24 protein-coding genes are annotated in these 26,458 nt (G+C 60.1%); 6 read left to right on the top strand and 18 right to left on the bottom strand.

Annotated features, from left to right (window positions below):
- The first annotated feature begins 35 nt into the window (after window positions 1-35).
- Window positions 36-203 carry a 50S ribosomal protein L33 gene (rpmG, locus tag NE852_RS08245; protein WP_003587245.1) on the top strand — a complete coding sequence of 56 codons (168 nt, stop codon included), beginning with the start codon at window positions 36-38 and terminating at the stop codon, window positions 201-203.
- A gap of 764 nt (window positions 204-967) precedes the next feature.
- Here the strand turns inward: rpmG and NE852_RS08240 are convergent.
- Entirely contained in the window at window positions 968-2,341 is a 1,374-nt protein-coding gene (locus tag NE852_RS08240; RefSeq protein ID WP_008521799.1) for a PleD family two-component system response regulator, read from the bottom strand.
- Window positions 2,342-2,359: 18 nt separating this feature from the next.
- On the bottom strand, window positions 2,360-2,731 hold the full coding sequence (locus tag NE852_RS08235; RefSeq protein ID WP_003547430.1) for a response regulator: 372 nt from the start codon (window positions 2,729-2,731) through the stop codon (window positions 2,360-2,362).
- Window positions 2,732-2,864: 133 nt separating this feature from the next.
- Between NE852_RS08235 and NE852_RS08230 the strand changes: the two genes are divergently transcribed.
- Both NE852_RS08230 and NE852_RS08225 read left to right on the top strand, forming a co-directional pair.
- Window positions 2,865-3,173, top strand: coding sequence for a DUF3572 domain-containing protein (locus NE852_RS08230; protein ID WP_008521803.1), 309 nt, complete (start codon window positions 2,865-2,867; stop codon window positions 3,171-3,173).
- A gap of 2 nt (window positions 3,174-3,175) precedes the next feature.
- Entirely contained in the window at window positions 3,176-3,850 is a 675-nt protein-coding gene (locus NE852_RS08225; RefSeq protein ID WP_037170555.1) for a hypothetical protein, read from the top strand.
- On the opposite strand, the gene NE852_RS08220 is transcribed toward NE852_RS08225, so the two are convergent.
- A complete protein-coding gene (locus NE852_RS08220) occupies window positions 3,825-4,412 on the bottom strand; it encodes a GNAT family N-acetyltransferase (RefSeq protein ID WP_008521807.1) in 588 nt (195 codons plus the stop codon). The two genes, NE852_RS08225 and NE852_RS08220, sit on opposite strands and share 26 nt — an antisense overlap.
- Before the next feature lie 75 nt (window positions 4,413-4,487).
- On the opposite strand from NE852_RS08220, the gene NE852_RS08215 reads away from it, so the two are divergent.
- Window positions 4,488-5,780, top strand: coding sequence for a DNA polymerase IV (locus NE852_RS08215; protein ID WP_008521809.1), 1,293 nt, complete (start codon window positions 4,488-4,490; stop codon window positions 5,778-5,780).
- A gap of 92 nt (window positions 5,781-5,872) precedes the next feature.
- A complete protein-coding gene (locus tag NE852_RS08210) occupies window positions 5,873-7,129 on the top strand; it encodes a L,D-transpeptidase family protein (RefSeq protein ID WP_008521810.1) in 1,257 nt (418 codons plus the stop codon).
- A gap of 20 nt (window positions 7,130-7,149) precedes the next feature.
- On the opposite strand, the gene dnaE is transcribed toward NE852_RS08210, so the two are convergent.
- A complete protein-coding gene (gene dnaE / locus NE852_RS08205; RefSeq protein WP_258156391.1) occupies window positions 7,150-10,647 on the bottom strand; it encodes a DNA polymerase III subunit alpha in 3,498 nt (1,165 codons plus the stop codon).
- A gap of 511 nt (window positions 10,648-11,158) precedes the next feature.
- Between dnaE and NE852_RS08200 the strand changes: the two genes are divergently transcribed.
- Entirely contained in the window at window positions 11,159-11,623 is a 465-nt protein-coding gene (locus NE852_RS08200) for a DUF5680 domain-containing protein (protein ID WP_008521824.1), read from the top strand.
- 7 nt (window positions 11,624-11,630) lie between these two features.
- Here NE852_RS08200 and NE852_RS08195 read toward each other — a convergent pair whose 3' ends face one another.
- The 14 genes from NE852_RS08195 to nuoH all read right to left on the bottom strand — a co-directional run bounded on the left by NE852_RS08195 (window position 11,631) and on the right by nuoH (window position 26,456).
- Window positions 11,631-12,314, bottom strand: a complete 684-nt coding sequence (locus NE852_RS08195; protein ID WP_008521827.1) for an ABC transporter ATP-binding protein — start codon at window positions 12,312-12,314, stop codon at window positions 11,631-11,633.
- A 14-nt stretch (window positions 12,315-12,328) separates the two neighbouring features.
- Window positions 12,329-13,633 (bottom strand): lipoprotein-releasing ABC transporter permease subunit, encoded by a 1,305-nt coding sequence (locus tag NE852_RS08190; protein ID WP_008521829.1) that lies wholly within the window; start codon window positions 13,631-13,633, stop codon window positions 12,329-12,331.
- 15 nt (window positions 13,634-13,648) lie between these two features.
- Window positions 13,649-14,971: a proline--tRNA ligase gene (gene proS / locus NE852_RS08185; protein ID WP_008521831.1), complete on the bottom strand. Its 1,323-nt coding sequence runs from the start codon at window positions 14,969-14,971 to the stop codon at window positions 13,649-13,651.
- A 589-nt stretch (window positions 14,972-15,560) separates the two neighbouring features.
- Entirely contained in the window at window positions 15,561-15,836 is a 276-nt protein-coding gene (locus tag NE852_RS08180; protein WP_037170556.1) for a DUF1467 family protein, read from the bottom strand.
- A gap of 116 nt (window positions 15,837-15,952) precedes the next feature.
- Entirely contained in the window at window positions 15,953-16,357 is a 405-nt protein-coding gene (mce, locus tag NE852_RS08175; RefSeq protein ID WP_008521843.1) for a methylmalonyl-CoA epimerase, read from the bottom strand.
- A gap of 2 nt (window positions 16,358-16,359) precedes the next feature.
- The gene (locus NE852_RS08170) at window positions 16,360-18,030 is read right to left on the bottom strand and encodes a ribonuclease J (protein WP_008521844.1); all 1,671 of its coding nucleotides are present in this window, start codon (window positions 18,028-18,030) and stop codon (window positions 16,360-16,362) included.
- Between the two features lie 17 nt (window positions 18,031-18,047).
- Window positions 18,048-18,812 (bottom strand): biotin--[acetyl-CoA-carboxylase] ligase, encoded by a 765-nt coding sequence (locus tag NE852_RS08165; RefSeq protein WP_008521846.1) that lies wholly within the window; start codon window positions 18,810-18,812, stop codon window positions 18,048-18,050.
- The gene (nuoN, locus tag NE852_RS08160; protein ID WP_258156390.1) at window positions 18,812-20,257 is read right to left on the bottom strand and encodes an NADH-quinone oxidoreductase subunit NuoN; all 1,446 of its coding nucleotides are present in this window, start codon (window positions 20,255-20,257) and stop codon (window positions 18,812-18,814) included. Before nuoN ends, NE852_RS08165 begins: the two co-directional genes overlap by 1 nt.
- An 18-nt stretch (window positions 20,258-20,275) precedes the next feature.
- Window positions 20,276-21,787 carry an NADH-quinone oxidoreductase subunit M gene (locus tag NE852_RS08155; RefSeq protein ID WP_008521856.1) on the bottom strand — a complete coding sequence of 504 codons (1,512 nt, stop codon included), beginning with the start codon at window positions 21,785-21,787 and terminating at the stop codon, window positions 20,276-20,278.
- Window positions 21,787-23,787: an NADH-quinone oxidoreductase subunit L gene (nuoL, locus tag NE852_RS08150; protein WP_258156389.1), complete on the bottom strand. Its 2,001-nt coding sequence runs from the start codon at window positions 23,785-23,787 to the stop codon at window positions 21,787-21,789. Before nuoL ends, NE852_RS08155 begins: the two co-directional genes overlap by 1 nt.
- 7 nt (window positions 23,788-23,794) lie before the next feature.
- Entirely contained in the window at window positions 23,795-24,103 is a 309-nt protein-coding gene (gene nuoK / locus NE852_RS08145) for an NADH-quinone oxidoreductase subunit NuoK (RefSeq protein ID WP_003587269.1), read from the bottom strand.
- A gap of 23 nt (window positions 24,104-24,126) precedes the next feature.
- Window positions 24,127-24,741 carry an NADH-quinone oxidoreductase subunit J gene (locus tag NE852_RS08140; RefSeq protein ID WP_008521871.1) on the bottom strand — a complete coding sequence of 205 codons (615 nt, stop codon included), beginning with the start codon at window positions 24,739-24,741 and terminating at the stop codon, window positions 24,127-24,129.
- Between the two features lie 139 nt (window positions 24,742-24,880).
- Entirely contained in the window at window positions 24,881-25,372 is a 492-nt protein-coding gene (gene nuoI, locus NE852_RS08135; RefSeq protein ID WP_008521873.1) for an NADH-quinone oxidoreductase subunit NuoI, read from the bottom strand.
- Between the two features lie 40 nt (window positions 25,373-25,412).
- Window positions 25,413-26,456: an NADH-quinone oxidoreductase subunit NuoH gene (nuoH, locus tag NE852_RS08130; RefSeq protein ID WP_008521876.1), complete on the bottom strand. Its 1,044-nt coding sequence runs from the start codon at window positions 26,454-26,456 to the stop codon at window positions 25,413-25,415.
- Window positions 26,457-26,458: the final 2 nt, after the last annotated feature.

Genomic DNA, 26,458 nt, shown 5'->3' with positions numbered 1-26,458 from the left:
TCCACGGCTTTCATTTTCTTAAAGGCAGGACGACCATGGCCAAGGCTACAACAATCAAGATCAAGCTGCTGTCGACAGCCGACACCGGTTTCTTCTACGTCACGACGAAGAACAGCCGTACGATGACGGACAAGATGACGAAGACGAAGTACGACCCGATTGCAAAGAAGCACGTCGAGTTCAAGGAAACCAAGATCAAGTAATTACTTGGTCCCAGGGATTTCGAAAAAGCGCGCGCCCCAGGGTTGCGCGTTTTTTATTGTCCGGATTGGCTCGCCCCGGATCAGATCGCAATTGAATATGATAGCGCAAACAGACAAAACGCCGCCCTTCCATCTTCGGGAAGTGGCGGCGTTTTCTTGAAAGGGGGTCGGCCAGCATGCAAAGCGGCACGAGGAACCGCTATAGCTTGCCTACTAGCCGACCGACCCCACGACCCAGGAGATGCGGCGGACCTGAGCATCATGGGGTATGGACAACTCCTCTACGGGAGCGCTTCTCTTATGAGCCGATAATTTGCGCAAAAATGAAAGAAAATCAACAAATTCTTAAGGGTTATTTTTCCGAGCTTGATTCTATGGTTAAAAGTCCAATTTTGGCACATACAAGATTCATGGAGTTTGCTTGGGGCGCGAAGCGCAATGCATGAACCGTCGAAGAAATTCGACAATATAACCTAATAACTTACGCCTCCCCTTCCCTTACGTGAGGTGACGTCGGCGCAATCTATTTGTCGCCTGTTGGCGGCAGGCTTTTTTATAGTCTCTATTTCGAACCTGGGGACGGCCTAACGTTTTCAAGACTGTCGAATGTCAGCACATTCGCAGCAATGCGGGAAGTCCATTTTTGGGCTATTAAGGCGCAAAATTTTCACCGCCCATAGCGCAGGCGAGCATTAAAAATCGGTAATAATTCACTTACCGCAGTGGAAAACTCCAATGTGGCGTCTAAAGCGGCAAATGATTCGCTAGGCAGCCGCGGCGACCACGCGATTGCGGCCCGTATTTTTGGCTTCGTAGAGTGCCAGATCCGCCTGCTTCATCAATTGGTCGGGTGTCAGCACCGAGGCGATGCGCGAGGCGATGCCGAAGGAAGCGGTGACGTTCAGCGCATGACCGGAATGTTTCAGCGCGAACGAAGTGCTTTCGACCGCGGCGCGCAGGCGCTCGGCGACAGAGGCGGCAACTTCCGGTGAAGTGTCGGGCATCACGACGACGAATTCCTCGCCACCGTAGCGGCAGGCGAGATCGGCGCCGCGGATGGTCGAGCGGACGCGATTTGCGAATTCCCGCAACACCTCGTCGCCGCCGTCATGGCCGTAGGTGTCGTTCACCTGCTTGAAACGGTCGATATCGGTGATCAGCACCGAAAGCGGCCGGCCGCGCGCCATCGAACGATTGAAGAGCACGTTCAGGTGATTGTCGAGATAGCGCCTGTTGTAGAGACCGGTCAGCGGATCGGTCACGGCAAGCTCGATCGTCTGCTTGACGCTGTTGCGCAGGCGGTCGTTGTAGCGCTTGCGGCGGATCTGCGTCAGGCTGCGGGCAACCAGTTCGTTGGGATCGACCGGGCGGACGATGTAGTCATTGACGCCGAGATCGAGCGCGCGGACGACCATCTCGTCGGAGCCCTGCTCGGTGATGATCAGGATCGGCAGGAAACGCGTCCGTTCCAGCGAGCGCAGTTGCGAGCACAGGCGAAGCGGATCGTAATCGTCGAAGTTGGCGTTGACGATGACAAGGTCGAACGGGCTCTCCGCGGCCTCGAAGAGGGCGGCCTGCGGATCGGAAAGAGCAAGCACGTCGGCGATGGGCTTCAGCGCCTTGATGATGCGCTCCTGGGAATTGGCGCGGCCGTCGACGAGCAGGACTTGGCCGGTCTCGTCGGCGCGCCCCTCGCCCGCGCGCATGATATCGTCCATGCCCATCGTATGAGCGGTGTCGGCGCGGATACGCAGCTCATCGCTCAGCGTCTTCAGCCGCAGCAGGCTTTTCACCCGCGAGATCAGCTGCAGGTCATTGACCGGCTTGGTCAGGAAATCGTCGGCGCCGGCCTTCAGGCCGCGCACGCGATCGGCCGGCTGGTCGAGCGCAGTGACCATGACGACGGGAATATGTGCGGTCTTCTGGCTGGCCTTCAGCCGCTCGCAGACCTCGAAACCGTCTATCCCCGGCATCATGATGTCGAGCAGGATGAGATCGACCTGGTGGCGCTCGCAGATTGCCAGAGCCTCGTAGCCGTCGGCTGCGGTCATCACGTCGAAATACTCTGCAAGCAGCCGCGCTTCGAGCAGCTTTACGTTCGCAGGAATATCGTCAACCACCAGTATTCGCGCAGTCATTAGCGTCTTTCCGATGCCTCAGGCATCGCCCAGATAAGTCTTGATCGTCTCGATGAATTTCGGAACCGAGATCGGCTTGGAAACGTAGGCCTCACAGCCGCCCTGGCGAATCCGCTCCTCATCGCCCTTCATCGCGAAGGCGGTGACGGCGATGACGGGAATCACGTGCAGTTCGTCGTCTTCCTTCAGCCATTTGGTGACTTCGAGGCCGGAGACCTCGGGAAGCTGGATATCCATGAGGATGAGGTCGGGGCGATGTTTGCGCGCCAGATCGAGCGCCTCCATGCCGTTCCTCGTCTGAATCGTGGTATAACCGGACGCCTCGATCAGGTCGCGAAAGAGCTTCATGTTAAGCTCGTTATCTTCTACAATCATTACCTGTTTGGGCATGACAAGCTGTCCCTACGTCCGTTCGCGCAGTCGTTCGTCCTATGAGAAATGCACATACGGACAAATAGCTCCGTGAAACCGATAGCGCACGCTAGCGGTATTTGGTTGAAGAAAAGGTAACTTACCCCTCGAAATGCAAAGCAACTTCAAGACTTCGAAACAACCAGCCGCCGATCCGCACGAGACGGCGATCGCGGTGCTTGGCTGGCTTGCCGATGATCCCGACATGTTCGGCCGTTTCCTCGCGCTCACCGGCGTGGCGCCGAGCCAAGTGCGCAGCGCGGTCAACGATCCGGGATTCCTTGCCGGCATGATGGACTTCCTGATGAACCACGAACCGACGGCGACGGCCTTCTGCGCGGCGAGCGGCATCAGTCCCGAGGCGGTGACTGCCGCCTGGCGGCATTTTTCCTCGCCCGGCCTCGATTCCGGGGAATATTGACGGTGACGTCTGGGGAACTCGATATTTCGCATATCCGCCTTGGCGAGCGGCCGCTGATCGTCTGCGATGTCGATGACGTCGTGCTGCAGTTCATCGGCCCTTTCCAGCTTTTCCTCAAAAGCCAGGGCCATGAATTCCTGCCGCGCTCGTTCCGCCTTCACGGCAACATCGTCTCGAAGGCGGACGGGGTTGCGATCGAGGATCGGCAGGTCAGCCGGCTCATCGAAGAGTTCTTCGAAGCGCAGGAGCTGTGGCAGACGCCGCTCGACCGCGTCGTCGAGACGCTCGGCCGGCTTTCGCAAGGGGCCGACGTCCTTTTCTTGACAGCCATGCCGCCCAGGTTCCAGGATCAGCGCCGACGTTTGCTTGACAGAACAGGCCTTCTCTTTCCGCTGCTTGCCAGCGAACAGCCCAAGGGGCCGATCGTTCACGCGCTGCATGCCAGCCGCTCCTTTCCCGTCGTCTTTATCGATGATATGGCGCACAATCTGCATTCGGTCAGGGATCATGTCGCCGATTGTCTGCTCATTCACCTGATGCCGAATTCGCCCGTCCATCGTTTCGCACCGGCCGCAGCCGACAACATCACCCGCGCCGCCGACTGGGCGCATGCGGCCGAGCTCATCGAAACGCATTTCCTTTCCAACACCGTCAGTCGCGCAGTTCCAGCCGCATGAGCGGACGGCCATCCTTGCGCCGTGCCACCGTCTCGAAACCGGCAGCGTCGAAGGTCGCCGTCGAGCCGATACACAGCGTGACGGATTTCGACTGCTTCACATGATCGATCGGACAGGCTTCGAGAAACCGCGCGCCCTGGCGTCGGGCATGCTCGATTGCGCCGGCGAGCAGGCGATGGCTCATTCCCTTGCCGCGAAGTTTCGGCAGCAGAAAGAAACAGCTCACGGCCCAGATGGATGGGTCATGCGCATCGCCCTCCTCCAGCGGCCGCGAAACGGTGCGCGGCGAATTGAACTGCGGCACGTCGTGGCGCGGCCCCACCTGTACCCAGGCCACCGGCGCGCCATCGGCGTAACAGAGAATGCCCGGCGGCGGGCCTGCCTCGATCCGTTCCCGCATATGCGTCTTGCGCTCGCCGGCCGACATTTTCGTCCTCACCGCATGCGGCAGGCGCAGCGCGACGCACCAGCAATTGTAGAATGCGCCCTGCGGGCCGAAGAGGATTTCGAAATCATCCCAACGTTCCGGCGTCACCGGCTCAAAACGAAGTTCGTTATCCAAAGGCAAAGCTCCGACCTCTCTTGTGACTCGGAAGCTTAGGGCGTAGTGTCGCGACGTTCAACCTTTGTTCTCAACATGACACCCGCGCCTGACAAGACACCCGGCTTCTGTCGCGACTGCCTTGCCGAGCAGAAGGGCGAGGCACGCCGCTGCGTTTCCTGCGGCAGTCCCCGCCTCGTGCGCCATCGCGAACTCTACGCATTGACGCTCGCCCATATCGATTGCGATGCCTTCTACGCAGCCGTCGAAAAACGCGACAATCCGGAGCTTGCCAATAAGCCCGTCATCATCGGCGGCGGCAAACGCGGCGTCGTCTCCACCGCCTGCTATATCGCGCGCATTCATGGGGTGCGTTCGGCCATGCCGATGTTCAAGGCGCTGGAGGCATGTCCCGAGGCGATCGTCATCCGCCCCGACATGGAAAAATATGTCCGGGTCGGGCGCCAGGTGCGGGCCTTGATGCAGGATCTGACGCCGCTGGTACAGCCTCTGTCGATCGACGAGGCCTTCCTGGAGTTGGGCGGCACGGAGAGGCTGCACCATGATCCACCGGCGCGCACACTCGCCAAATTCGCGCGACGCGTCGAAAAGGAGATCGGCATTACCGTTTCGGTCGGGCTTTCCTATTGCAAATTCCTCGCCAAGGTTGCCTCCGACCTGCAGAAGCCGCGCGGCTTTTCCGTCATCGGCCGCGAAGAAGCGGTGGAATTCCTGGCGCCGCGTCCCGTCACCACGATCTGGGGCGTCGGCAAGGCCTTCGCAGCGACGCTTGAGGCCGATGGCATCCGTACGATCGGCCAGTTACAGCAAATGGAGGAGAACGACCTGATGCGCCGCTATGGCAGCATCGGCCAGCGGCTTGCTCGACTGTCGCGCGGCGTCGACGACCGTGAGGTGCATCTCAACGATGCGGCCAAGAGCGTGTCGGCCGAGACGACCTTCTTCGACGACATCTCACGTTATGACGATCTGGTGCCGATCCTGCGCAACCTTTCCGAAAAGGTCTCCTGGCGGCTGAAGAAAAACGATATCGCCGGCCGGACCGTGGTCCTGAAGCTGAAGAGCGCCGACTTCAAGTTACGCACGCGCAACCGCAAGCTTGAAGATCCGACCCAGCTTGCCGACAGGATCTTTCGCATCGGGCTCGAACTGCTTGAAAAGGAGACGGACGGCACGAAATTCCGCCTGCTCGGCATCGGCGTCACCGATCTCGGCGATGCCGCCCGCGCTGATCCGCCCGATTTGATCGACCGGCAATCGGGCCGGCGGGCGGCGGCAGAGGCGGCGATGGACAAGCTGCGCGACAAGTTCGGCAAGAACACGGTCGAGACCGGCTATACTTTCGGCAGCGGCAAGCGCGATCACTAAAGCGTGAGGCCGGCGCCCGATCCGGCCGATAAAATCTTCCTTAAACTTCGTCCCATAATGTGCCGTACCAGTATTGCGTATGGTTGGGTATCATGTTCTCGCGTCTCGTCTTCGGCCTCGGCTTGCTGTCGGCCACCGCACTCGTGCACCCTGCTCTTGCCGCGGATACGCGCCTGCTGCAGATCTTCGTTTCGAAGGACAAGCAGTCGCTTGCGGTCTATGACGGCACCGAGGTCGTCGCGACTTCGAAGGTCTCGACCGGCAAGGACGGGCACACGACGCCGAGCGGCATTTTCTCGGTACTCGAAAAGCAGAAATACCACGAATCCAATCTCTATTCGGCGGCACCTATGCCTTTCATGCAAAGGCTGACCTGGTCCGGCATCGCGCTGCACGAATCCAATTCCGTGCCGCGTTATCCGGCCTCGCACGGCTGCGTGCGCATGCCGGGCGCCTTTGCGAAAATGCTCTACGGAATGACCGAGACCGGTGTCCCCGTCATCATCAGCGATCGGGAATTGGTGCCGCAGCCGATCGACCATCCGACCCTTTTTCATCCGGACGTACCGGCGGCGATGCCGCTGCTGTCGGATGTCGAGCTGCGGCCCGCCATGCCCGACAGCCCGCAAAAGCCGGTGCAGGTGGCGATGAACGACACGGCAGCGATGCCGATGCCTGCGGCAGAACCGATTGCAACGCCCGAACCCGAGCCGCCGTCCGAGCCGATCAGCATGTTGATCACCCGCCGAACGCTGCGCGAAACGGTAATCGACATCCAGACCCTTCTTAACCAGCTCGGCTTTTCCGCCGGCGATCCGGACGGACTGCTCGGCTCGTCGACCGTGCAGGCGATCAAGACTTTCAAGACCCTGCGGCCGGCCGAATTTGCCGGCGACAGAAGCCTGATCTCCGACACGCTCCTCAAATCCGTCTATGCGGCGGCTGGCAAAGGCGAGCCGCCGAACGGCGTCATCATGGTGCGGCGGGCTTTCAAGCCGATCTTCGAAGCGCCGGTGACGATCGCCGATCCGAGCCTGGCGCTCGGCACACATTTCTTCACGCTGCATGCGGTCGATGAAACGGCCGGAACGGCTGACTGGCTCGGCATTACGCTCGAGAACAACCTCTCCCGCGAGGCGATGAAGCGGCTCGGCATTACCAATCAGGAAAGCGCGATCGTCATGGGCAAGCCGATTACGCGTTCGCTCAGCCGCATCACAATCCCCGACGAGACCCGCCGCAGGATCGACGCGCTGATCGCGCCCGGCTCGACGCTGACGATCTCCGATACCGGCCTCGGACGGGAGACCGGCGAAGGCACGGATTTCATCACGATCACCCGTGGGTGATCACGATCACCCCGGGTTGATCAGACGAGTTCGACATCCACGACGCCCGGAGCGGCGCGAAGAGCTGCGGCGATCTCCGGCGTGATGCGGTATTTCTCCGGCAGCGCCACTTCCACCTCGCGTTTGCCCTCCTCCTTGATCACGATGAAGGACACCAGGCCGTCGCCCTTGGCGTTCAAATGTCCGGCAACCATCCGCAGCGGCCCGGAATCTCTGACATAGACACGCAGCGCCTTCTGCATCTGCAGCGATTTTTCCTCCAGCGACTGGATCGTCTGGATGCGCAGGCCGATCCCTTCCGGCCGTTCTTCGCCCGTCGCAGTCAGCAGGAAGGATTTTCCGGACTCGAGCACATCGCGATACTGGTTGAGCATCTCCGAAAACAATACAGCCTCGAACTGGCCGGATGAATCCGAAAAGACGATGATGCCCATCTTGTTGCCGGTGCGGGTCTTGCGCTCCTGCTTCGAGATGACGGTGCCGGCAAGGCGCGCATTGGCAGCGCCCTGCTTGATGGCTTGGGAAAACTCGGCAAAGGTCTGCACACGCATCTTCTGCAGAATGTTGCTGTAGGAATCGAGCGGGTGGGCCGTGAGATAGAAGCCCAGCACCTGGAATTCCTTCAGCAGCCGTTCGGAAGCGAGCCAGGGTGAATAGGGTGGCAAGGAGATCTTCTCCGGGCCTGAGTTCAGCGCACTGCCGAAAATGTCCGATTGGCCGCTAAGCTTGTTTTCCTGGGCGCGCTGGGCATAGCCGAGGATTCGATCGAGACCGGCCGCAAGCTGGGCACGGTCCATGGCGAAACAATCGAAAGCGCCGGCATAGATCAGGCTTTCCAGCACGCGACGGTTCACCTGCCGCGGATCGATGCGCAGGCAGAAATCCTCGATGCTGGCAAAGGGCTTGTCGCCGCGGACCTCGACGATGTGATCGACGGCGGATTCGCCAACGCCCTTGAGGGCAGCGAGCGCGTAATAGATCCGGTTGTCGCCGGTCTCGAAATGGCGGAAGGAGGTTTGCACCGAGGGGGCGATTACCTCGATGCCCAGGCGCTTGGCGTCCTGGCGGAAATCGTTGATCTTTTCCGTATTGGACATGTCGAGCGTCATCGAGGCGGCGAGGAACTCGACCGGGTAATGCGCCTTCATGTAGGCGGTCTGGTAGGAGACGATCGCGTAGGCGGCGGCGTGGGACTTGTTGAAACCGTAGTTTGCGAACTTCGCCAGCAGTTCGAAGATGTTATCGGCCTGTGGCTTCGACACACCGTTCTTGACCGCACCAACGACGAAGCGTTCGCGCTGCTGGTCCATTTCGGCTTTGATCTTCTTACCCATGGCGCGACGCAGAAGGTCGGCTTCGCCAAGCGAGTAGCCCGACAGGACCTGGGCGATCTGCATCACCTGCTCCTGGTAGACGATAACGCCCTGCGTTTCCTTGAGCAAATGGTCGATCATCGGATGGATCGATTCCAGCTCTTCATCACCATGCTTGCGGGCATTATAGGTCGGGATGTTCTCCATCGGACCCGGACGATAGAGCGCTACCAGTGCGATAATGTCCTCGATGCAGTCCGGCTTCATGCCGATCAGCGCCTTGCGCATGCCAGCACTTTCCACCTGGAACACGCCGACCGTCTCGCCGCGCGACAGCATTTCGTAGGTCGGTTTGTCGTCGAGGGGAATGGCCGCAAGATCGACATTGATGCCGCGCTTGGCGACGAAATCGACGGCGACCTTCAAGACGGTCAGAGTTTTCAGGCCAAGGAAGTCGAATTTGACGAGGCCGGCCTGCTCCACCCACTTCATGTTGAACTGCGTGACCGGCATGTCGGAACGCGGATCGCGATACATCGGCACGAGCTTGGAAAGCGGCCGGTCGCCGATGACGATGCCCGCGGCATGCGTCGAAGCATGGCGGTAAAGACCTTCGATCTTCTGGGCGATGTCGAGCAGCCGCGCGACCACCGGCTCCTTCGCCGCTTCCTCCTGCAGCTTCGGCTCCTCCTCGATTGCCTTGGAAAGCGGCGTCGGATTGGCCGGGTTGTTCGGCACGAGTTTGCAGATCTTATCGACCTGGCCATATGGCATTTCCAGCACGCGGCCGACGTCGCGCAACGCGGCGCGCGCCTGCAGCGAACCGAAGGTGATGATCTGCGCCACCTGCTCGCGGCCATACTTGGCCTGGACATAGCGGATCACCTCTTCGCGGCGATCCTGGCAGAAGTCGATGTCGAAGTCCGGCATCGAGACACGTTCAGGGTTGAGGAAGCGCTCGAAGAGCAGCGAGAAGCGTAGCGGATCGACGTCGGTGATCGTCAGTGCATAGGCAACAAGCGAGCCCGCACCGGAACCACGGCCCGGGCCGACTGGAATGTCATGCTGCTTGGCCCATTTGATGAAGTCCGCAACGATCAGGAAGTAGCCGGGGAACTTCATGCGCTCGATGACGCTGAGTTCGAACTCCAGCCTCTCGCGATAATCCTTCTCGTCGTAACCCGGCGACATGCCGAGCGTGGCAAGCCGCATATCCAGCCCTTCGACCGCCTGGCGGCGCAATTCGCTCGCCTCGGCGCGCTCGGCCTCCTCGGCATCATCGGTAGCGCCCGTGAAGCGCGGTAGGATCGGCTTTCGGGTCTTCAGCACGAAGGAGCAGCGCCTGGCGATCTCGATCGTGTTTTCCAACGCTTCCGGCAGGTCGGCGAAAAGCTTGGCCATTTCGGCGCGGCTCTTCAGGTAATGATCCGGCGTCAGGCGAAAGCGGCTATCATCGGAGACGATGGCATTATGGGCCACCGCCATCAGCGCGTCATGAGCGTCGTAATCGTCTCGCGTCGGGAAGAAAGCTTCGTTGGTCGCAACCAGTGGCAGGTCGTGATCATAGGCGAGCCCGACAATCTTCTGCTCATGGCGTTTGTCGTAGGTGCCGTGCCGCTGCAGCTCGACATATAGCCTGTCGCCAAAGATGCGCTTCAGCGTGAGCAGCCGGGCTTCCGCCTGGGCGGGATGGCCTTCCTTGATCGCCACGTCGACCGGCCCGGTCAGGGCGCCGGTCAAGGCGATCAAACCTTCCGTGCCTGCCTCCTGCAGCCATGAGGCTCTGATATGGATGGCCTGGTTTCCTTCGCCACCGAGATAGGCGCGGCTGACAAGATCGACCAGCCGCTCGTAACCCGCGTCCGTCGCGGCGAGAAGAACGATCGACGGCAGCTTGATCAGCGCCTGCTGGCCGCCGCGCTTTTCCGTTTCCAGCCCGTCTTCCATATCGATCGAGACCTGGCAACCGATGATCGGCTGCAAGCCTTCGTCCATCGCCTTCTGGGAAAATTCCAGCGCGATGAACAGATTGTTGGTGTCGGTGATCGCGATCGCCGGCTGGCTATCGCCAGTCGCTTTGTAGAGGATCTTCTTCAGCGGCAGGGCGCCCTCTAGAAGCGAATAGGCGGAATGGACCCTCAGGTGAACGAAGCCCGGCGTACCGCCGGTCGCCTCACCCGTTGAAGCCTTTGCCGTTTCCGCCATGATATGCCTTCCCAATCGCCCGAATGAATCGAACGCATTGTCGGCATTGAGGGCGATGATGTCCAGAAGAAGTCCCGCGTCCGAACCGCATGACTGCCATGCGATCCCCTGAAAACTTTAGAGCGCGATGACGATGAGCGAGAAGCTGGCAACGAACATTGCGATGGAGGTGAATGCTGCGATATCACGGATCATGTCAGTCATTTGGCTCTCCTTTACTCGTTATGTTTTCAATTTGTTCCATCTATGTTCACATGTCAACAGGAATCTTTTCCTCCGCACTTGCGTTTGAAAAATGCCGTCGCGTGCTGCGAATCGGCCCTCACCTCGGAGCCGGCTTTGAACATGGTCGGCTGCCGGCTCCGACATTCCCGACCCCAGCCCGATCGGCACAGATCATCGAGGTCTGACGCAATTGCCCAGGCGATTGAGCGACGCTCGCTATTCTGTTCTTCTTATGTTCTCGGTATCCTGCTATATCCATATCAGCTGAGTCCGGGAGAAGACGATAATGCTCGATACTGCGATGCTGAACGACTTCATCGTTGAGGCCAAGGCCGCCACCTATGTCGGCGGTGGCGTGCCGCGCCAGCCCTGCCGGCCGGGTTCTCACGATATCGGCTACTTCAGTGGCGACTGGCGTTATCTCGACAGTTATTTCGGTGGCACGGATTTTGCCGGACAGGAAGTCGTGTGGTTTGCCGGCGAGCCCGTCTGGGCAATGAATTATTTCGGCTGCGTCATCGCGCCGGCTCTTATCGACGGCACAGCGGCCGGAACTATCATCAAAGCGGCTCTTTCAGCGATGTATCGCGAGGGCCGGTTTCTTGGCGGAATGGAATTCGAACATCCGCTCGGCCGCTATCTCGATCGCAGCGAAGGCAGCTGCGATCGCTTCAACGGTCACGAATGCATCATGGTCGGCGGCCGGAAGGCCTATGTGCTCGATTATCGCGGCGGGCTGGTCATCCCCTGACCCAGCCTCAGAAGTCGACGATCTTTCCGTCGGAGATCGTCACACGCCGGTCCATGCGGCGTGCGAGTTCGTGATTGTGGGTGGCGATGAGGGCGGCGAGGCCGGACTGGCGCACCAGCGCCTCCAGCGCATCGAAGACATAACTTGCGGTGTCCGGATCGAGATTACCGGTCGGTTCGTCGGCAAGAAGCAGCGTCGGCGCGTTGGCGACGGCTCGGGCGATCGCGACGCGCTGCTGTTCGCCACCGGAAAGCTCGGCAGGGCGATGCGAGCCGCGATGGCCGATGCGCATGTAATCGAGAAGCTGGCCAGCCCTCTCCTGAGCTTCCTTCCAAGACAGCCCGGCAATCAGCTGCGGCATCATGATATTCTCGAGCGCCGAAAATTCCGGCAGGAGATGGTGGAACTGATAGACGAAGCCAATCTCGCGGCGGCGGATCGCAGTACGCTTCTCGTCGGAAAGACCGTCGCAGGCGTTGCCGTTGATGGTGACTTCGCCGCCGTCAGGATGCTCAAGCAAACCCGCGACATGCAGCAGCGTCGACTTGCCCGTGCCGGACGGCGCCACGAGGGCGACGATCTCGCCTTTCGACAGCGAAAAGTCAGCGCCTTTCAGGATGGTGAGCAGCGTATCGCCCTGCCCGTAATGGCGCTCGACGCCGGTAAGATTGAGGACGACGTTGCGTTTCATGAATGCGGCATTCCTTATTCGTAGCGCAGAGCCTGCACCGGATCGAGCCTGGAGGCGCGCCAGGCCGGGAAGATGGTCGCGATGAAGGAGAGGCTAAGAGCCATGACAACAACCGAGATCGTTTCGCTGATATCCATTTCTGCCGGCAGCTGGCTGAGGAAATAGACCTGCGGATTGAAGATCACGGTACCTGAGACCCAGGAGAAGAACTGACGGATGGATTCGATGTTGACGCAGACGAGGACGCCGAGCAGCACGCCTGCAACGGTACCGACAATTCCGATGGCCGCCCCTGTCATGAAGAAGATGCGCATGATCGCTCCGGCGCTGGCGCCCATGGTGCGCAGGATGGCGATATCGCTGCCCTTGTCCTTCACCAGCATGATGAGGCCGGAGATGATATTCAGCGCCGCGACAATCACGATCAGCGTCAGGATCATGAACATGACGTTGCGCTCGACCTGAAGTGCGGAGAAGAAGGTCTGGTTGCGCTGGCGCCAGTCGGTAACGGCGATCTGACGGCCGGCAGCCTCTTCCACCTTTGGCCTCAGACTGTCGATATCGTCAGGCTTGTCAACGAAGAGCTCGATCGACTGTACCAGTCCCTCGGCATTGAAATAGAGCTGGGCTTCCTCGAGCGGCATGAAGATGATCGACGAGTCGTATTCCGACATGCCGATCTCGAAGAGGCCGGAGACCTTGTAGGACTTGACGCGCGGATTGACGCCCATCGGCGTGATGTCACCTTCCGGTGACGTCAGCGTGATGAGGTCGCCGACGCGGAGGCCAAGCTGATCGGCCATACGGGTTCCGATCAGCACGCCCTGGCCGGCGGCATAGCCCACCATGTCGCCAGACTTGATGTTATCCGAAATCGTCTTGAGCTTGGCCAAATCCTCGGCGCGGGCGCCACGCACCAGAGCGCCGGTGCTGCCGCCGGCCTGGGCGGAGGCAAGCACCTGGCCTTCCACCAGGGGCAGCGCCATCTTGACGCCGGGCACACCGGCGAGCCTGCCGGCAAGTTCGGGATAGTCGGTGAAGGGGCCGTCGACCGGCTGCACGATCATATGGCCGTTAATGCCGAGGATGCGCGAGACGAGCTCGGTGCGGAAGCCGTTCATGACGGCCATAACGATAATCAGCGTCGCGACGCCGAGCATGATGCCGACGAAGGAGAAGCCGGCGATGACCGAGATGAAGGCCTCCTTGCGGCGGGCGCGCAGATAGCGCCACGCCACGAGGCGTTCGAAGGTGGAAAATGGCCTGCCAGCCGGACCCAAGCCGGATTTTGAACTCCGGTCCACTGCTGCCTCTGCCATTTCGCCTCCGTTTCCTTAAGCCACGAACCTGTTGATAGCCGCTTCGATGGTCATCGTTTCGCGCGCGCCGGTCTTGCGGTCCTTCACCTCGACTTCGCCGTTTGCGACCGCGCGCGGGCCGGCGATGATCTGGAAAGGCACCCCTATCAGGTCGGCGGTCGCGAATTTCGTGCCGGCCCGATCGTCGGTATCGTCGTAGAGCACGTCCTTGCCGGCCTTGCTCAGCGCGGCATAGATGAGCTCACAAGTATCGTCGCAGGCCTGATCGCCCGCCTTCATGTTGATCACCACAACATCAAAGGGCGCGACCGATGCCGGCCAGATGATTCCGTTCTCATCATGCGATGCTTCGATGATGGCGGGAACAAGGCGTGTCGGGCCGATACCGTAGGAACCCATATGGACGAAGTGTTCCTTGCCGTCAGGCCCCTGCACTTTCGCGCCCATCGGCTCAGAATATTTCGTGCCGAAATAGAAGATGTGGCCGACCTCGATGCCGCGGGCCGAAAGGCGATCGCCTTCGGGAACGGCGTTGAAGGCCGCCTCGTCGTGCATTTCGGAAGTCGCCGCATAGAGCGAGGTCCACTTGTCGAAGATCGCCTGCAGGCCTTCGACGCTGTCGAAATCGGTGTTTTCGCCAGGGGTATCGAAACCGACGAAGTCCTTATGGCAGAAGACTTCGGATTCGCCGGTGTCGGCGAGGATGATGAATTCATGGCTGAGATTGCCGCCGATCGGGCCGGTATCGGCGCGCATCGGGATGGCGCGCAGGCCGAGCCGATCGAATGTTCTGAGGTAGGCGGCGAACATCTTATTATAGGAATGCTCCGCCCCTTCGCGCGTCAGGTCGAAGGAATAGGCATCCTTCATCATGAATTCGCGCGAGCGCATGGTGCCGAAGCGCGGACGGATCTCGTCACGGAACTTCAGCTGGATATGATAGAGATTGAGCGGCAGGTCCTTGTACGACTTGACGGAGGAGCGGAAAATATCCGTCACCATCTCCTCATTGGTGGGACCGTAGAGCATCGGGCGATCCTGGCGGTCCTTGATGCGCAGCATCTCCTTGCCGTAGGCGTCGTAGCGGCCGCTTTCCTGCCAGAGCTCGGCCGACTGCAGGGTCGGCATCGAAAGCTCGATGGCGCCGGCGCGGTTCTGCTCCTCGCGGATAATGTTGTTGACCTTGTCCAGCACCTTCTTACCCAACGGCAGCCAGGAATAGATGCCCTGCGACTGCTGACGGATCATGCCGGCGCGCAGCATCAGCCTGTGGGAGACGATTTCCGCCTCCTTGGGGTTTTCCTTGAGGATGGGCATGAAATAGCGGGACAGACGCATGGCGGATTCCGGACCAGTTGAGATCCCGCCGGCAAGCGGAATCGAAGGCAATTGTTAATGTCGGGAGCGTTCATAGCCGCTTCGCGGCTGGAAGGAAACCCGCAACTGATGCCGGCAACCTCCCGGAGGCGCATGTTCGCACCCGCAAAATGAAAGGGCATGAAAAAGCGCGTGTTTATAAGGACTTGAACGAAAATCTTGTCAACAGAAAAATTTTGCTAGGGTGTAGCAAAAATGCAAAAAAAGGTAATGACAAAGCCCAATGTTTGAGCTAGCTTTAGCTCACAAAACAGGCAAGGAAGTTAATTCTTGCCATTTCGCGGTCAAGTCTTGGGAGGATCAGATCTTAGGCGCGCTCGTCGCAGCCCCGGCAACGGTTACAGATCACGCGATACTTAAAACAAGGCTTTTAGCCTTGTTTTTTTTTGGTTTTTCGGCTTCCAACCCATCCTCACAGCAAGTTGCCTAACGTAAGGAGATGGGCCTCATTCCGTTACGCAAGCTCTTTGCCGTAAAAGCATGACGTTAGTATGACGGGATATGAGGTTCCAATTTTACATCTGCTCAAAGTTTGAGCAAAAGCTACTTCTTAATAGAAGCTAGGACCGAGTTGTGGAAGGGCATCGAAGCCCCAGCCGAAATAGGTGTCGGAAACATACCAGAGGCCGTAGATCGCACCCGAAATCAGCGTCGTCAGCGAAAAGACGAAAGCGGCGCGAAAGCGAGTGGGCGCACTCGGAACGGTGCCGAGCACGACGTCATTGTCCTCGGCCTGGGTGCGCAGGCCGATCGGCAGGACCGCGAAAAGCGTGAGCCACCAGACAATGAAATAGACGGCAAATCCCTGGAGAAAAATCTGGAGCATCATGTTTCCCGTTAACGCCGCATCGGCACTTGCGCGTCCTTATACGGCGGAATGGCGAACAACTCAAAGCCGACGCGAGGTTTAGCCCCTTTTGGGTCACTCTGCCGCAGCCCGGTTCAAACCTGTTCGAGTTCGATCAGCGTTCCGAAGAAATCCTTCGGGTGCAGAAAGAGCACCGGCTTGCCATGCGCACCGGTCTTCGGCTTGATATCGCCGAGTACCCTCGCCCCTGCCGCGAGCAGTCGGTCGCGGGCGAGAAGAATATCGTCCACCTCGTAGCAGATGTGGTGCATGCCGCCGGACGGGTTCTTTTCCAGGAAGGCTGCAATCGGCGAGGCGTCGCCGAGGGGCTGCAGCAATTCGACCTTGGTGTTCGGCAGTTCGACGAAGATGACGGTGACGCCATGTTCCGGCAAAGCCTGTGGCTGCGACACCACAGCACCCAGCGTATCACGATAGGCAGCCGTCGCCGCAGCAAGATCGGGAACGGCGATGGCGATATGGTTCACCCGGCCGAGCATGGTCAGACCTTGGTGACGAAGGCGGTGACGACAGGCTTCTTGCCCCAGGCATGGTTCGCGGCCGCGCGGACGGCGCGGCGCACGGCTTCCTGCAGCATGTCGAGATCCTTGCGGCGGGCGCGCGGAATGCTTTCGATGGCGCCAATGGCCGCGTCGTAAAGCGTATCCTCCATCTCTTCGCCCTCGTCGTCATAGACCGGCAGGCCGATCGAAACGAGATCGGGATCGCCCATGATGTCATAGCGGGCATCGAGCACGATGTTGACCGCGACATGGCCGACGTAGGAGAGTTTCTTGCGTTCCCCGATACCCATCTCGTCAAAATCGCCGATCAGCGTGCCGTCCTTATAGATGCGGCCATGCGGCGCCTCGCCGATCACCTCGACGGGACCGGGGGCCAGCCGCAGGATGTCGCCGTTGCGTACGCGGGGTACGATCGCTATTCCCGATTGTTCCGCAAGTTCCTTGTGGGCCGTCAGATGCGTCGCCTCGCCGTGCACGGGGACAACGATCTTCGGCCGTGTCCATTCGTACATCCGCTGCAGCTCGTTGCGGCGCGGATGGCCGGACACGTGGACCAACGCCTCGGTATCCGTGATGATATGCACGCCCTGCTCGACGAGACCGTTCTTGATATCCTGGATGGCCTTCTCGTTGCCGGGAATGGCGCGCGAGGAAAAAACGACGATATCTCCTGCGGCGAAGGCCACATTGCGCATCTCGTCGCGCGAGAGCTTGGCAAGGGCTGCCCGCGGCTCACCCTGACTGCCTGTGAGGATGACGACGACCTTGTCGCGCGGGATATAGCCGTATTCTTCCTCTGAGATGAAGGGCTTCACGCCTTCCATCAGGCCGATATCCTGGGCGACGTCGACGACCCGCTTCAGCGAGCTGCCGAGCAGCAGCACTTCACGGCCGGCAGCCTCGGCGGCCTCAGCAACGGTACGGATACGCCCGACATTCGAGGAGAAGGTGGTGATCGCCACCCGGCCCTCCGCATCCTCGATAATCTTGCGCAGACTTTCCGACACATCCTTCTCGGAGGGCGAAACGCCGTCGCGCAGCGCATTGGTGGAATCGCACATCAGCGCCAGAACACCCTCGTCGCCGAGTTGGCGGAAGCGCGTCTCGTCAGTCAGAGGCCCGAGTGACGGCTCGTGGTCGATCTTCCAGTCGCCGGTATGAATGACATTGCCGGCCGGCGTGCGGATCATCAGCGACATCGGCTCGGGGATCGAATGGTTGACAGCCACGCCTTCGATGCTGAAGGGGCCGACATTGATCGTATCGCCTGCCTTGAACGGCGTCACCGGCACTTCGCCGATCGATGCCTTCTCGAAATTGCGCTTGGCTTCGAGCAGACCTGAGGTAAAGCCGGAGGCGTAGACCGGCACATTGAGGCCGGGCCAGAGATCGGCGAGAGCCCCATAGTGGTCTTCATGCGCATGGGTGATGATGATCGCCTTGAGGTTCTTGCGCTCGCTGGCGAGGAAGCGGATATCGGGCAGCACGAGGTCAACGCCCGGCAGGTCGGGTCCTGGAAAAGTCACACCGCAATCGACCATGATCCACTGGCGATGCTCGGGCGGGCCGTAGCCATAAAGAGCGAGATTCATACCAATCTCGCCAACGCCGCCCAGAGGCAGGAATACCAGTTCGTCCTGTTTCGCCATAATTTTCGTTTTTTCCGCTATCCAAAAAACACATCGCCGGCAGCAATGGACATCATCCTGCCAGCGCCGGTATCGAGCATCAACAAGCCATTATCATCAATCCCGGCGAATTGTCCGGAAATCGAGCGGTCCGGTAAATTGACGGTGATCTTTTCGCCGATGCCGCAAGCGATCGCGCGCCACCGCGCGGTGATCTCGCTGACACCGCGGCCCTGATCCCATATGTCGAGCACATCGGCCATTGCGGCAAAGAGATGCGCGAAGAGTTCCTCTGGCGAGGCTGTTCCCCCCTGCTGACGCAGGCAAGTAGCGGGATAAAGCGGATTGTCGGGCATCACCGAGACATTGACACCGATGCCGACGATCAGCGCGTAGCGCCCGTCCGGCATCCCTTCGCCTTCAACGAGAATGCCGCAGGTCTTCTTTCGGCCGATAAGAATATCATTGGGCCACTTGACCTCGAGCGGCTCGGCGCCCGGCGGCAGCACCCTGCTGATCGCCTGGTGCACGGCGACGGCGACCGCCAGCGGCAGCGAGCCGAGGCGCTCCATCGGCGCCGGATCAATCAGGAGAAGAGAGGCGTAGAGATTGCCGGGTTCGGAAACCCAGAGCCTGCCCCGGCGGCCGCGACCGCCGGTCTGTCTTTCGGCGGTCACCCAGAGGTTGCCGCTATCCCCCGCCCGAGCGCGGGCGAGGCATTCGCTGTTGGTGGACGATGTTTCCGACAGAGCCTCGTGCCTGAAATCGCCGAGCGATATCCGGCGCCGTCCGTCGGAAGCCATTAAAAGAGCGTCGCTGCAGCAAGCTCTGCCGCGCCGCCGATCGGACCGCCGATCAGGACATAGGCAGTGACGAAGAGGCCGGAAAGGCCGAAGACCAGGCGTAGCGCGCCGGAGACCCGGGCGAATTCACCGGTCGCCTCATCGAACCACATCAGCTTGATGACGCGCAGATAGTAATAAGCGCCGACGACCGAGGCGAGAACGCCGATGATGGCGAGCGCATAGAGCTTGGCTTCTATGGCGGCGACGAAGACGAAGTACTTGGCGAAGAAGCCGGCAAGCGGCGGGATGCCGGCAAGCGAGAACATCAGCGCCGTCAGCACCACAGCCATGAACGGGTTCGTGGTGGACAGGCCGGCGAGATCGTTGACCTCCTCGACGACGGTGCCGTCCTTGCGGCGCATCGACATGATGATCGCAAAGCTGCCAAGCGTCATGACCATGTAGATGACCATGTAAAGCATGACACCGGAGACACCGGTCTGGTTGCCGGCGGCAAGACCGACAAGCGCATAGCCCATATGGCCGATCGAGGAATAGGCCATCAGTCGCTTGATGTTCTTCTGGCCGATCGCGGCAAACGAACCGAGCAGCATCGAGGCGATCGAGATGAAGACGACAACCTGCTGCCAGTCCGCCAGAACCGGCTGGAAGGCGGTGATGACGATGCGGGTCATCATCGCCATGGCGGCAACCTTGGGCGCTGCGGCAAGGAAGGCGGTGACCGGCGTCGGCGCACCTTCATAAACATCCGGCGTCCACATGTGGAAGGGAACGGCCGAGATCTTGAAGGCGATGCCGGCGAGGATGAAGACCAAGCCGAAGACGAGGCCGAGCGAACGTGCGCCTTCGACGGTCAGCGCCTGGGCGATCTCGGAAAAATGCGTGTGGCCGGTGAAGCCGTAGACCAGCGACATGCCGTAAAGCAGCATGCCGGAAGACAACGCGCCGAGAACAAAATATTTCAGGCCGGCTTCGGTCGACTTCAGGCTGTCGCGGTTGATTGCAGCTACGACATAAAGCGCCAGCGACTGCAGTTCAAGCGCAAGGTAGAGCGAGATCAGATCGTTGGCCGAGATCATCAGCAGGATGCCGAGAGTCGCGAGCACCAGGAGAACCGGGAATTCGAACTTGTCGAGCTGGTTTTCCCGGCCGTGGCCGAGCGACATGAACAGGGCGACCAGCGAGCCGATGAGCGCGACCAGCTTCATGAAGCGCGAGAAGCCATCGGCCATGTAGACGCCGCCGAAGGCAAGGCCTTCCGCGGGCACGAAAAGCAGCCACAGGCCCGAAGCCAGGAGCAGGATCATGGCAAGGCCGGTGACGACGGGGCCTGACCGCTCGCCCGAGAAGACGCCGACCATCAACAGGACAAGGGCGCCGACCGCGAGGATGAGCTCCGGCACGGAAAGATGCAGACTGAGGAGGATTGTTTCAGCGGTCATGTCCGATAAGTCCCGTCATCAATTCATAGACAGCGCAACATTCTGCGCTGCGTGCACGGCGGCCGTGTAGTTGTTAACAAGCAGATCCACCGAGGCGGCTGTCGCATCGAAGACCGGAGCCGGGTAAACGCCGAAGAGGATGGTCAGCGCGACCAGCGGATAGAGGATCAGCTGCTCGCGAGGCGAAAGATCGAGCAATGCCTTCAGCTTTTCCTTCTCGAGCGCGCCGAAGATTACGCGGCGATAGAGCCAGAGCGCGTAGGCGGCCGAGAGGATGACGCCGGTGGCGGCAAAGAGCGCGACCCAGGTATTGACCCGGAAGACGCCGATCAGCGTCAGGAATTCGCCGACGAAGCCCGACGTGCCGGGAAGGCCGACATTGGCCATGGTGAAGACCATCATCGCCACGGCATATTTCGGCATGTTGTTGACGAGGCCGCCATAGGCGTTGATCTCGCGGGTATGGGTGCGGTCGTAGACAACGCCGACGCAGAGGAAGAGTGCGCCGGAGACGATGCCGTGCGAGAGCATCTGGAAGATCGAGCCCTGAACGCCCTGCACATTGGCCGCGAAGATGCCCATGGTCACGTAGCCCATGTGGGCGACGGAGGAATAGGCAATCAGCTTCTTGATGTCGTCCTGCATCATCGCCACCAGAGAGGTGTAGATGATGGCGATCACCGACATGGCGAAGACGAGCGGCGCGAAATAGTCGGAGGCGACTGGGAACATGCCGAGCGAGAAGCGGATGAGGCCGTAACCGCCGAGCTTCAGGAGCACGCCGGCCAGGATCACCGAGCCTGCCGTCGGCGCCTGAACGTGCGCGTCCGGAAGCCAGGTATGGACCGGCCACATCGGCATCTTCACCGCGAAGGAGGCGAAGAAGGCAAGCCATAGCCAGGTCTGCAGCGCCGGCGGGAATTTGTAGGCGAGCAGCGCGGTGATGTCGGTCGTGCCGGCCTGCCAATACATCGCCATGATGGCGAGCAGCATCAGCACCGAGCCGAGCAGCGTGTAGAGGAAAAACTTATAGCTCGCGTAGACACGGTCCTTGCCGCCCCAGACGCCGATGATCAGGAACATCGGAATGAGGCCCGCCTCGAAGAAGACGTAGAAGAGCACGATATCGAGCGAGACGAAGACGCCGACCATCATCGTTTCGAGGATGAGGAAGGCGATCATGTATTCCTTCAGGCGCTTCTCGATCGAGAGCCAGCTCGCCAGGACGCAGAAGGGCATGAGGAAGGTCGACAGGATGATAAACAGCATGGAGATGCCGTCGACGCCGACATGATAACCGATGCCGGTGCCGAGCCAATCATGCTTCTCGAGCATCTGAAAGCCTGGGTTGGCATTGTCGAAGCCGGTCCAGATGAAGAGCGAGACGACAAAGGTGAAGACCGTGGTGATTAGGGAGATCCACAGCACGTTCTTCCGGCCGGCTTCACTCTCGCCGTTCATCAGCAACAGGAGCACGACGCCGACCAGCGGCAGGAAAGTGACCGTTGAAAGAATAGGCCAATCGGTCATCAGAAGGAACTCCCGAGCATCATCCAGGTAACGAGCGCCGCAATGCCGATCAGCATCGCGAAGGCATAGTGATAGAGGTAACCGGTCTGCAGGCGGACCACGCGATCGGTGACGGCGACGACACGAGCGGCGACGCCGTTCGGGCCGTAGGTATCGATGACACCGACATCACCCTTCTTCCACAAGAAGCGGCCGAGGGCTCTTGCCGTGCGGACGAAGAGGAAGTCGTAGAGCTCGTCGAAGTACCACTTGTTCAACAGGAAATGGTAGAGCACGCGATGCTGCTTGGCGAGGATGCGCGGCGTCTGCGGCGAGCGGATATACATGTACCAGGCGGTGACGAAGCCGAGCACCATGGCAATGAAAGGGCTCAAGCCCACGAGCGCCGGCACGTGGTGGAACTGTTCGACGAGTTCGTTCTCGGCGCCGGTGAAGAGCGCGCCCTTCCAGAATTCGGCATACTCCTCACCGTAGAACCGGCCCTCGAAGAGGAAGCCCGCAAATACCGCGCCGATTGCGAGGAGATAGAGCGGCACCAGCATGACCTGCGGCGATTCGTGGACGTGATGCATGACCTCGTGCGAAGCGCGCGGCTTGCCGAAGAAGGTCATGAAGATCAGGCGCCAGGAATAGAAGCTCGTGAAGAGAGCCGCGATGACGAGCAGCGCGAACGCGAAGCCCGAGACCGGCGAATGCGAAGCATAGGTCGCCTCGATGATCACGTCCTTTGAGAAGAAGCCGGCAAAACCGATCGGCGTAAAGGGAATGCCGACGCCGGTGATCGCCAGCGTGCCGATGATCATCATCCAGAACGTCATCTTGATGTGCGGCCGCAGGCCACCCATGTAGCGCATGTCCTGCTCACCATCGACGGCATGGATGACCGAGCCGGCGCAAAGGAAGAGCAGCGCCTTGAAAAAGGCATGCGTGAAGAGATGGAAGATCGCCGCGCCGTAGGCCCCTACCCCGAGCGCCACGAACATGTAGCCGAGCTGCGAGCAGGTGGAATAGGCGATGACGCGCTTGATGTCGTTCTGCACCAGGCCGACGGTCGCCGCGAAGAAGGCGGTGATCGCGCCAATCACGGTGACGACGACGAGCGCATCCGGCGACAATTCGAACAGCGGCGACATGCGGGCGACGAGGAAGACGCCGGCGGTGACCATGGTGGCGGCATGGATGAGGGCCGAGACTGGGGTCGGGCCTTCCATGGCGTCCGGCAGCCAGGTGTGCAGCAGGAACTGCGCTGACTTGCCCATCGCGCCCATGAAGAGCAGCAGGCAGATGCCGGTCAGCGCATGCGCCTTGTCGAGCTGCATGCCGAAGAGGTTGAGGATCACCTCGCCCGCCTCGCCGCCGCCTTCATGCGGGGCGAAGTTCGAAGCATTGGCGAAGATCGTGTCGAGATTGATCGAGCCGAACAGCACGAAGACGCCGGCAATGCCGAGTACGAAACCGAAGTCGCCGACGCGGTTGACGATGAAAGCCTTCATCGCCGCTGCCGTCGCCGATGGCTTCTTGAACCAGAAGCCGATCAAGAGATAGGAGGCGAGACCGACGCCTTCCCAGCCGAAGAACATCTGGGCAAGATTGTCCGAGGTCACCAGCATCAGCATGGCGAAGGTGAACAGCGAGAGATAGGCGAAGAAACGCGGGCGGTGCGGATCGGTGTGCATGTAGCCGATCGAATAGACATGCACCAGCGTCGAGACCGTATTGACGACGATCAGCATAACCGACGTCAGCGTGTCCACGCGCAGCGACCAGGACGCGTCGATACCGCCGGACTGGATCCACCGCAGCACCTCGACCTTGATCGGGCCGCCTTCGGCATGGCCCATGCCGACGGTGAAGAAGACGAACCAGGACAGGACGGCCGCGATGATCATCAGGCCGCTGGTGACATATTCCGAAGCCTTGGCGCCGATCGCGCGGCCGAAAAGGCCGGCGATGATCGCGCCGATCAAGGGAAGAAAGACGATAGCCTTATAGAGGAACATGAGCCACTCAGCCCTTCATCATATTGACGTCTTCGACCGCGATCGAGCCGCGGTTGCGGTAGAAGACAACGAGAATTGCAAGACCGATCGCCGCCTCGGCGGCCGCGACCGTCAGGATGAACAGCGCGAAGACCTGGCCGACGATGTCGTTCAGGAAGGAGGAGAAGGCGACCATGTTGATGTTGACGGCAAGCAGGATCAGTTCGACCGACATCAGGATGACGATGACGTTCTTCCGATTGAGGAAGATGCCGAAGACACCGAGCGTGAAGAGAATGGCGCTGACCGTCAGGTAGTGGGAAAGTCCGATGACCATGTTCTTTGTTCCTTGACCTGCCTTTAGACGCCCTGCCCGGGCTTGACCGACACCACCTCGACGGCGGTGGCGGGCGTGCGGGCAACCTGCCTGGAAATATTTTGCCGCTTGATGTTGGTGCGATGCCTCAGCGTCAGAACGATCGCGCCGATCATCGCCACCAGCAGCACCAGGCCGGCGATCTGGAAGAAGTAGACGTAGTTGGTGTAGAGAACGTCGCCGAGAGCGGCCGTATTGGTGCGCTCGCTGAGCGCCGGGATCGGCATGGCGACCGTCTTGGCGATCTCAGGCGAGATCACGCTGCCGCCGATAACGACGATCAGCTCGGCTGCAAGGATGACCCCGATCAGACCACCGATCGGCGCATATTCGAGAACACCAGCGCGAAGCTCGGTGAAGTCGATGTCGAGCATCATCACCACGAAGAGGAAGAGAACCGCAACCGCGCCGACATAGACGACAAGCAGGATCATCGCCAGGAATTCGGCGTCGAGCAGCAGGAAGAGACCGGCGGCATTGAAGAACACCAGGATCAGGAACAGAACCGAGTGAACCGGGTTCTTCGCCCAGATGACCATGAACGCCGACGCCACCGCGACAAAGGCGAAAAGATAGAAAAATAGAGCCTGCAGACCCATGTTGGTGCCTTTTTCATCTTCCCCCGGGCAGCCGGGAGTTTCCCTGCCCGATGGAGCTTTCCACGGCGCTAACCGGCAAAGCTCCTGTGCATATTGACCGCGATGGCCTAGGCACTACCGCGGCATTTCAAAATCTCGATCAGCGGTACGGAGAATCGATCGCGATGTTGCGCGCGATTTCACGCTCCCACCGGTCTCCGTTATCCAGAAGCCGCGCCTTGTCGAAATACAGTTCTTCGCGCGTTTCCGTCGCAAATTCGAAATTCGGCCCTTCGACAATGGCGTCGACCGGGCAGGCTTCCTGGCAGAAGCCGCAATAGATGCACTTCACCATGTCGATGTCGTAGCGGACCGTGCGACGCGTGCCGTCGTTGCGGCGCGGACCAGCCTCGATGGTGATCGCCTGGGCAGGACAGATCGCCTCGCAGAGCTTGCAAGCGATGCAACGTTCCTCACCGTTCGGATAACGGCGTAGCGCATGCTCACCGCGGAAACGCGGGGAAACCGGACCCTTTTCGAAGGGGTAGTTGATCGTCGCCTTCTGGCGGAAGAAATAGCGCATCGACAGAAAGAACGCGCCGACGAATTCCTTGAGGAACAGCGAGTTGATGGAGCTGGACAAGCTGGCCATCTTCAACCTCCAATTTTGCCGGAAACGAGAGCGGACGTCATCAAGCCCATCCCATCAGTTTCAGCACGAATGCAACGATGATGACCATGGCGAGCGACAGCGGCAGGAAGACCTTCCAGCCGAGACGCATGAGCTGGTCGTAGCGGTAGCGCGGAACGAAGGCCTTGACCATCGCGAACATGAAGAACACCAGGCAGGCCTTCAACGTGAACCAGATGATGCCGGGAACCCAGTTGAGGATCCAGATATCAACCGGGGGCAGCCAGCCGCCAAGGAAGAGGATCGTCGTCAGCGCGCACATCAGGCAGACGGCCGCATATTCGCCGAGCATGAACATCATGTATGGCGACGAGCCGTATTCGACCATGAAGCCGGCAACGAGTTCCGACTCGGCTTCCGGAAGGTCGAAAGGCGGACGGTTCGTCTCGGCGAGCGCCGAAATGAAGAAGACGATGAACATCGGGAAGAGCGACAGCCAATGCCAGTCGAGGAACGACGCCGGCAGGCCGAGCATGGTGCCGAGGCCGGTATGCTGGGCATTGACGATATCGGTCAGGTTCAGCGAACCGACGCAGAGAAGCACGGTGACGATGACGAAGCCGATCGAGACCTCATAGGACACCATCTGTGCTGCCGAACGCAGCGCGCCGAGGAACGGATACTTCGAGTTCGAAGCCCAGCCGCCCATGATGATGCCGTAGACCTCCAGCGAGGAGATCGCGAAAATATAGAGAATGCCGACATTGATGTTGGCAATCACCCATCCGTCGGCGAGCGGCACGACCGCCCAGGTGGAGAGCGCCAGAAGCACGGTGACCAGGGGCGCAAGCAGGAAGACCGCCTTGTTGGCACCGGCCGGAATGATCGGCTCCTTGAAGACGAACTTCAGCAGGTCGGCGAAGGACTGGAACAGGCCGAAGGGACCGACCACGTTCGGGCCGCGGCGCAACTGCACAGCCGCCCAGATCTTGCGGTCGGCGAGCAGCACGTAGGCGATGAAGACGAGCAGGCAGACGAGAAGCAGCAGCGACTGACCGATCATGATGATCGCCGGCCAGACATAGGTTGAAAAGAAAGAATCCATAG

This window comes from Rhizobium sp. Pop5, from assembly GCF_024721175.1.
In the GTDB taxonomy this organism is placed as follows: domain Bacteria; phylum Pseudomonadota; class Alphaproteobacteria; order Rhizobiales; family Rhizobiaceae; genus Rhizobium.
This window is presented reverse-complemented; position numbering and strand designations above follow the sequence as displayed.

Bases quoted from the DNA above. Each gene is read 5' to 3' on its own strand.
- rpmG (WP_003587245.1), top strand. From the start codon at position 36: ATGGCCAAGGCTACAACAATCAAGATCAAGCTGCTGTCGACAGCCGAC.
- NE852_RS08240 (WP_008521799.1), bottom strand. From the start codon at position 2,341: ATGACTGCGCGAATACTGGTGGTTGACGATATTCCTGCGAACGTAAAG.
- NE852_RS08235 (WP_003547430.1), bottom strand. From the start codon at position 2,731: ATGCCCAAACAGGTAATGATTGTAGAAGATAACGAGCTTAACATGAAG.
- NE852_RS08230 (WP_008521803.1), top strand. From the start codon at position 2,865: ATGCAAAGCAACTTCAAGACTTCGAAACAACCAGCCGCCGATCCGCAC.
- NE852_RS08215 (WP_008521809.1), top strand. From the start codon at position 4,488: ATGACACCCGCGCCTGACAAGACACCCGGCTTCTGTCGCGACTGCCTT.
- NE852_RS08210 (WP_008521810.1), top strand. From the start codon at position 5,873: ATGTTCTCGCGTCTCGTCTTCGGCCTCGGCTTGCTGTCGGCCACCGCA.
- dnaE (WP_258156391.1), bottom strand. From the start codon at position 10,647: ATGGCGGAAACGGCAAAGGCTTCAACGGGTGAGGCGACCGGCGGTACG.
- NE852_RS08200 (WP_008521824.1), top strand. From the start codon at position 11,159: ATGCTCGATACTGCGATGCTGAACGACTTCATCGTTGAGGCCAAGGCC.
- NE852_RS08195 (WP_008521827.1), bottom strand. From the start codon at position 12,314: ATGAAACGCAACGTCGTCCTCAATCTTACCGGCGTCGAGCGCCATTAC.
- NE852_RS08190 (WP_008521829.1), bottom strand. From the start codon at position 13,633: ATGGCAGAGGCAGCAGTGGACCGGAGTTCAAAATCCGGCTTGGGTCCG.
- proS (WP_008521831.1), bottom strand. From the start codon at position 14,971: ATGCGTCTGTCCCGCTATTTCATGCCCATCCTCAAGGAAAACCCCAAG.
- NE852_RS08180 (WP_037170556.1), bottom strand. From the start codon at position 15,836: ATGCTCCAGATTTTTCTCCAGGGATTTGCCGTCTATTTCATTGTCTGG.
- mce (WP_008521843.1), bottom strand. From the start codon at position 16,357: ATGCTCGGCCGGGTGAACCATATCGCCATCGCCGTTCCCGATCTTGCT.
- NE852_RS08170 (WP_008521844.1), bottom strand. From the start codon at position 18,030: ATGGCGAAACAGGACGAACTGGTATTCCTGCCTCTGGGCGGCGTTGGC.
- NE852_RS08165 (WP_008521846.1), bottom strand. From the start codon at position 18,812: ATGGCTTCCGACGGACGGCGCCGGATATCGCTCGGCGATTTCAGGCAC.
- nuoN (WP_258156390.1), bottom strand. From the start codon at position 20,257: ATGACCGCTGAAACAATCCTCCTCAGTCTGCATCTTTCCGTGCCGGAG.
- NE852_RS08155 (WP_008521856.1), bottom strand. From the start codon at position 21,787: ATGACCGATTGGCCTATTCTTTCAACGGTCACTTTCCTGCCGCTGGTC.
- nuoL (WP_258156389.1), bottom strand. From the start codon at position 23,787: ATGTTCCTCTATAAGGCTATCGTCTTTCTTCCCTTGATCGGCGCGATC.
- nuoK (WP_003587269.1), bottom strand. From the start codon at position 24,103: ATGGTCATCGGACTTTCCCACTACCTGACGGTCAGCGCCATTCTCTTC.
- NE852_RS08140 (WP_008521871.1), bottom strand. From the start codon at position 24,741: ATGGGTCTGCAGGCTCTATTTTTCTATCTTTTCGCCTTTGTCGCGGTG.
- nuoI (WP_008521873.1), bottom strand. From the start codon at position 25,372: ATGGCCAGCTTGTCCAGCTCCATCAACTCGCTGTTCCTCAAGGAATTC.
- nuoH (WP_008521876.1), bottom strand. From the start codon at position 26,456: ATGGATTCTTTCTTTTCAACCTATGTCTGGCCGGCGATCATCATGATC.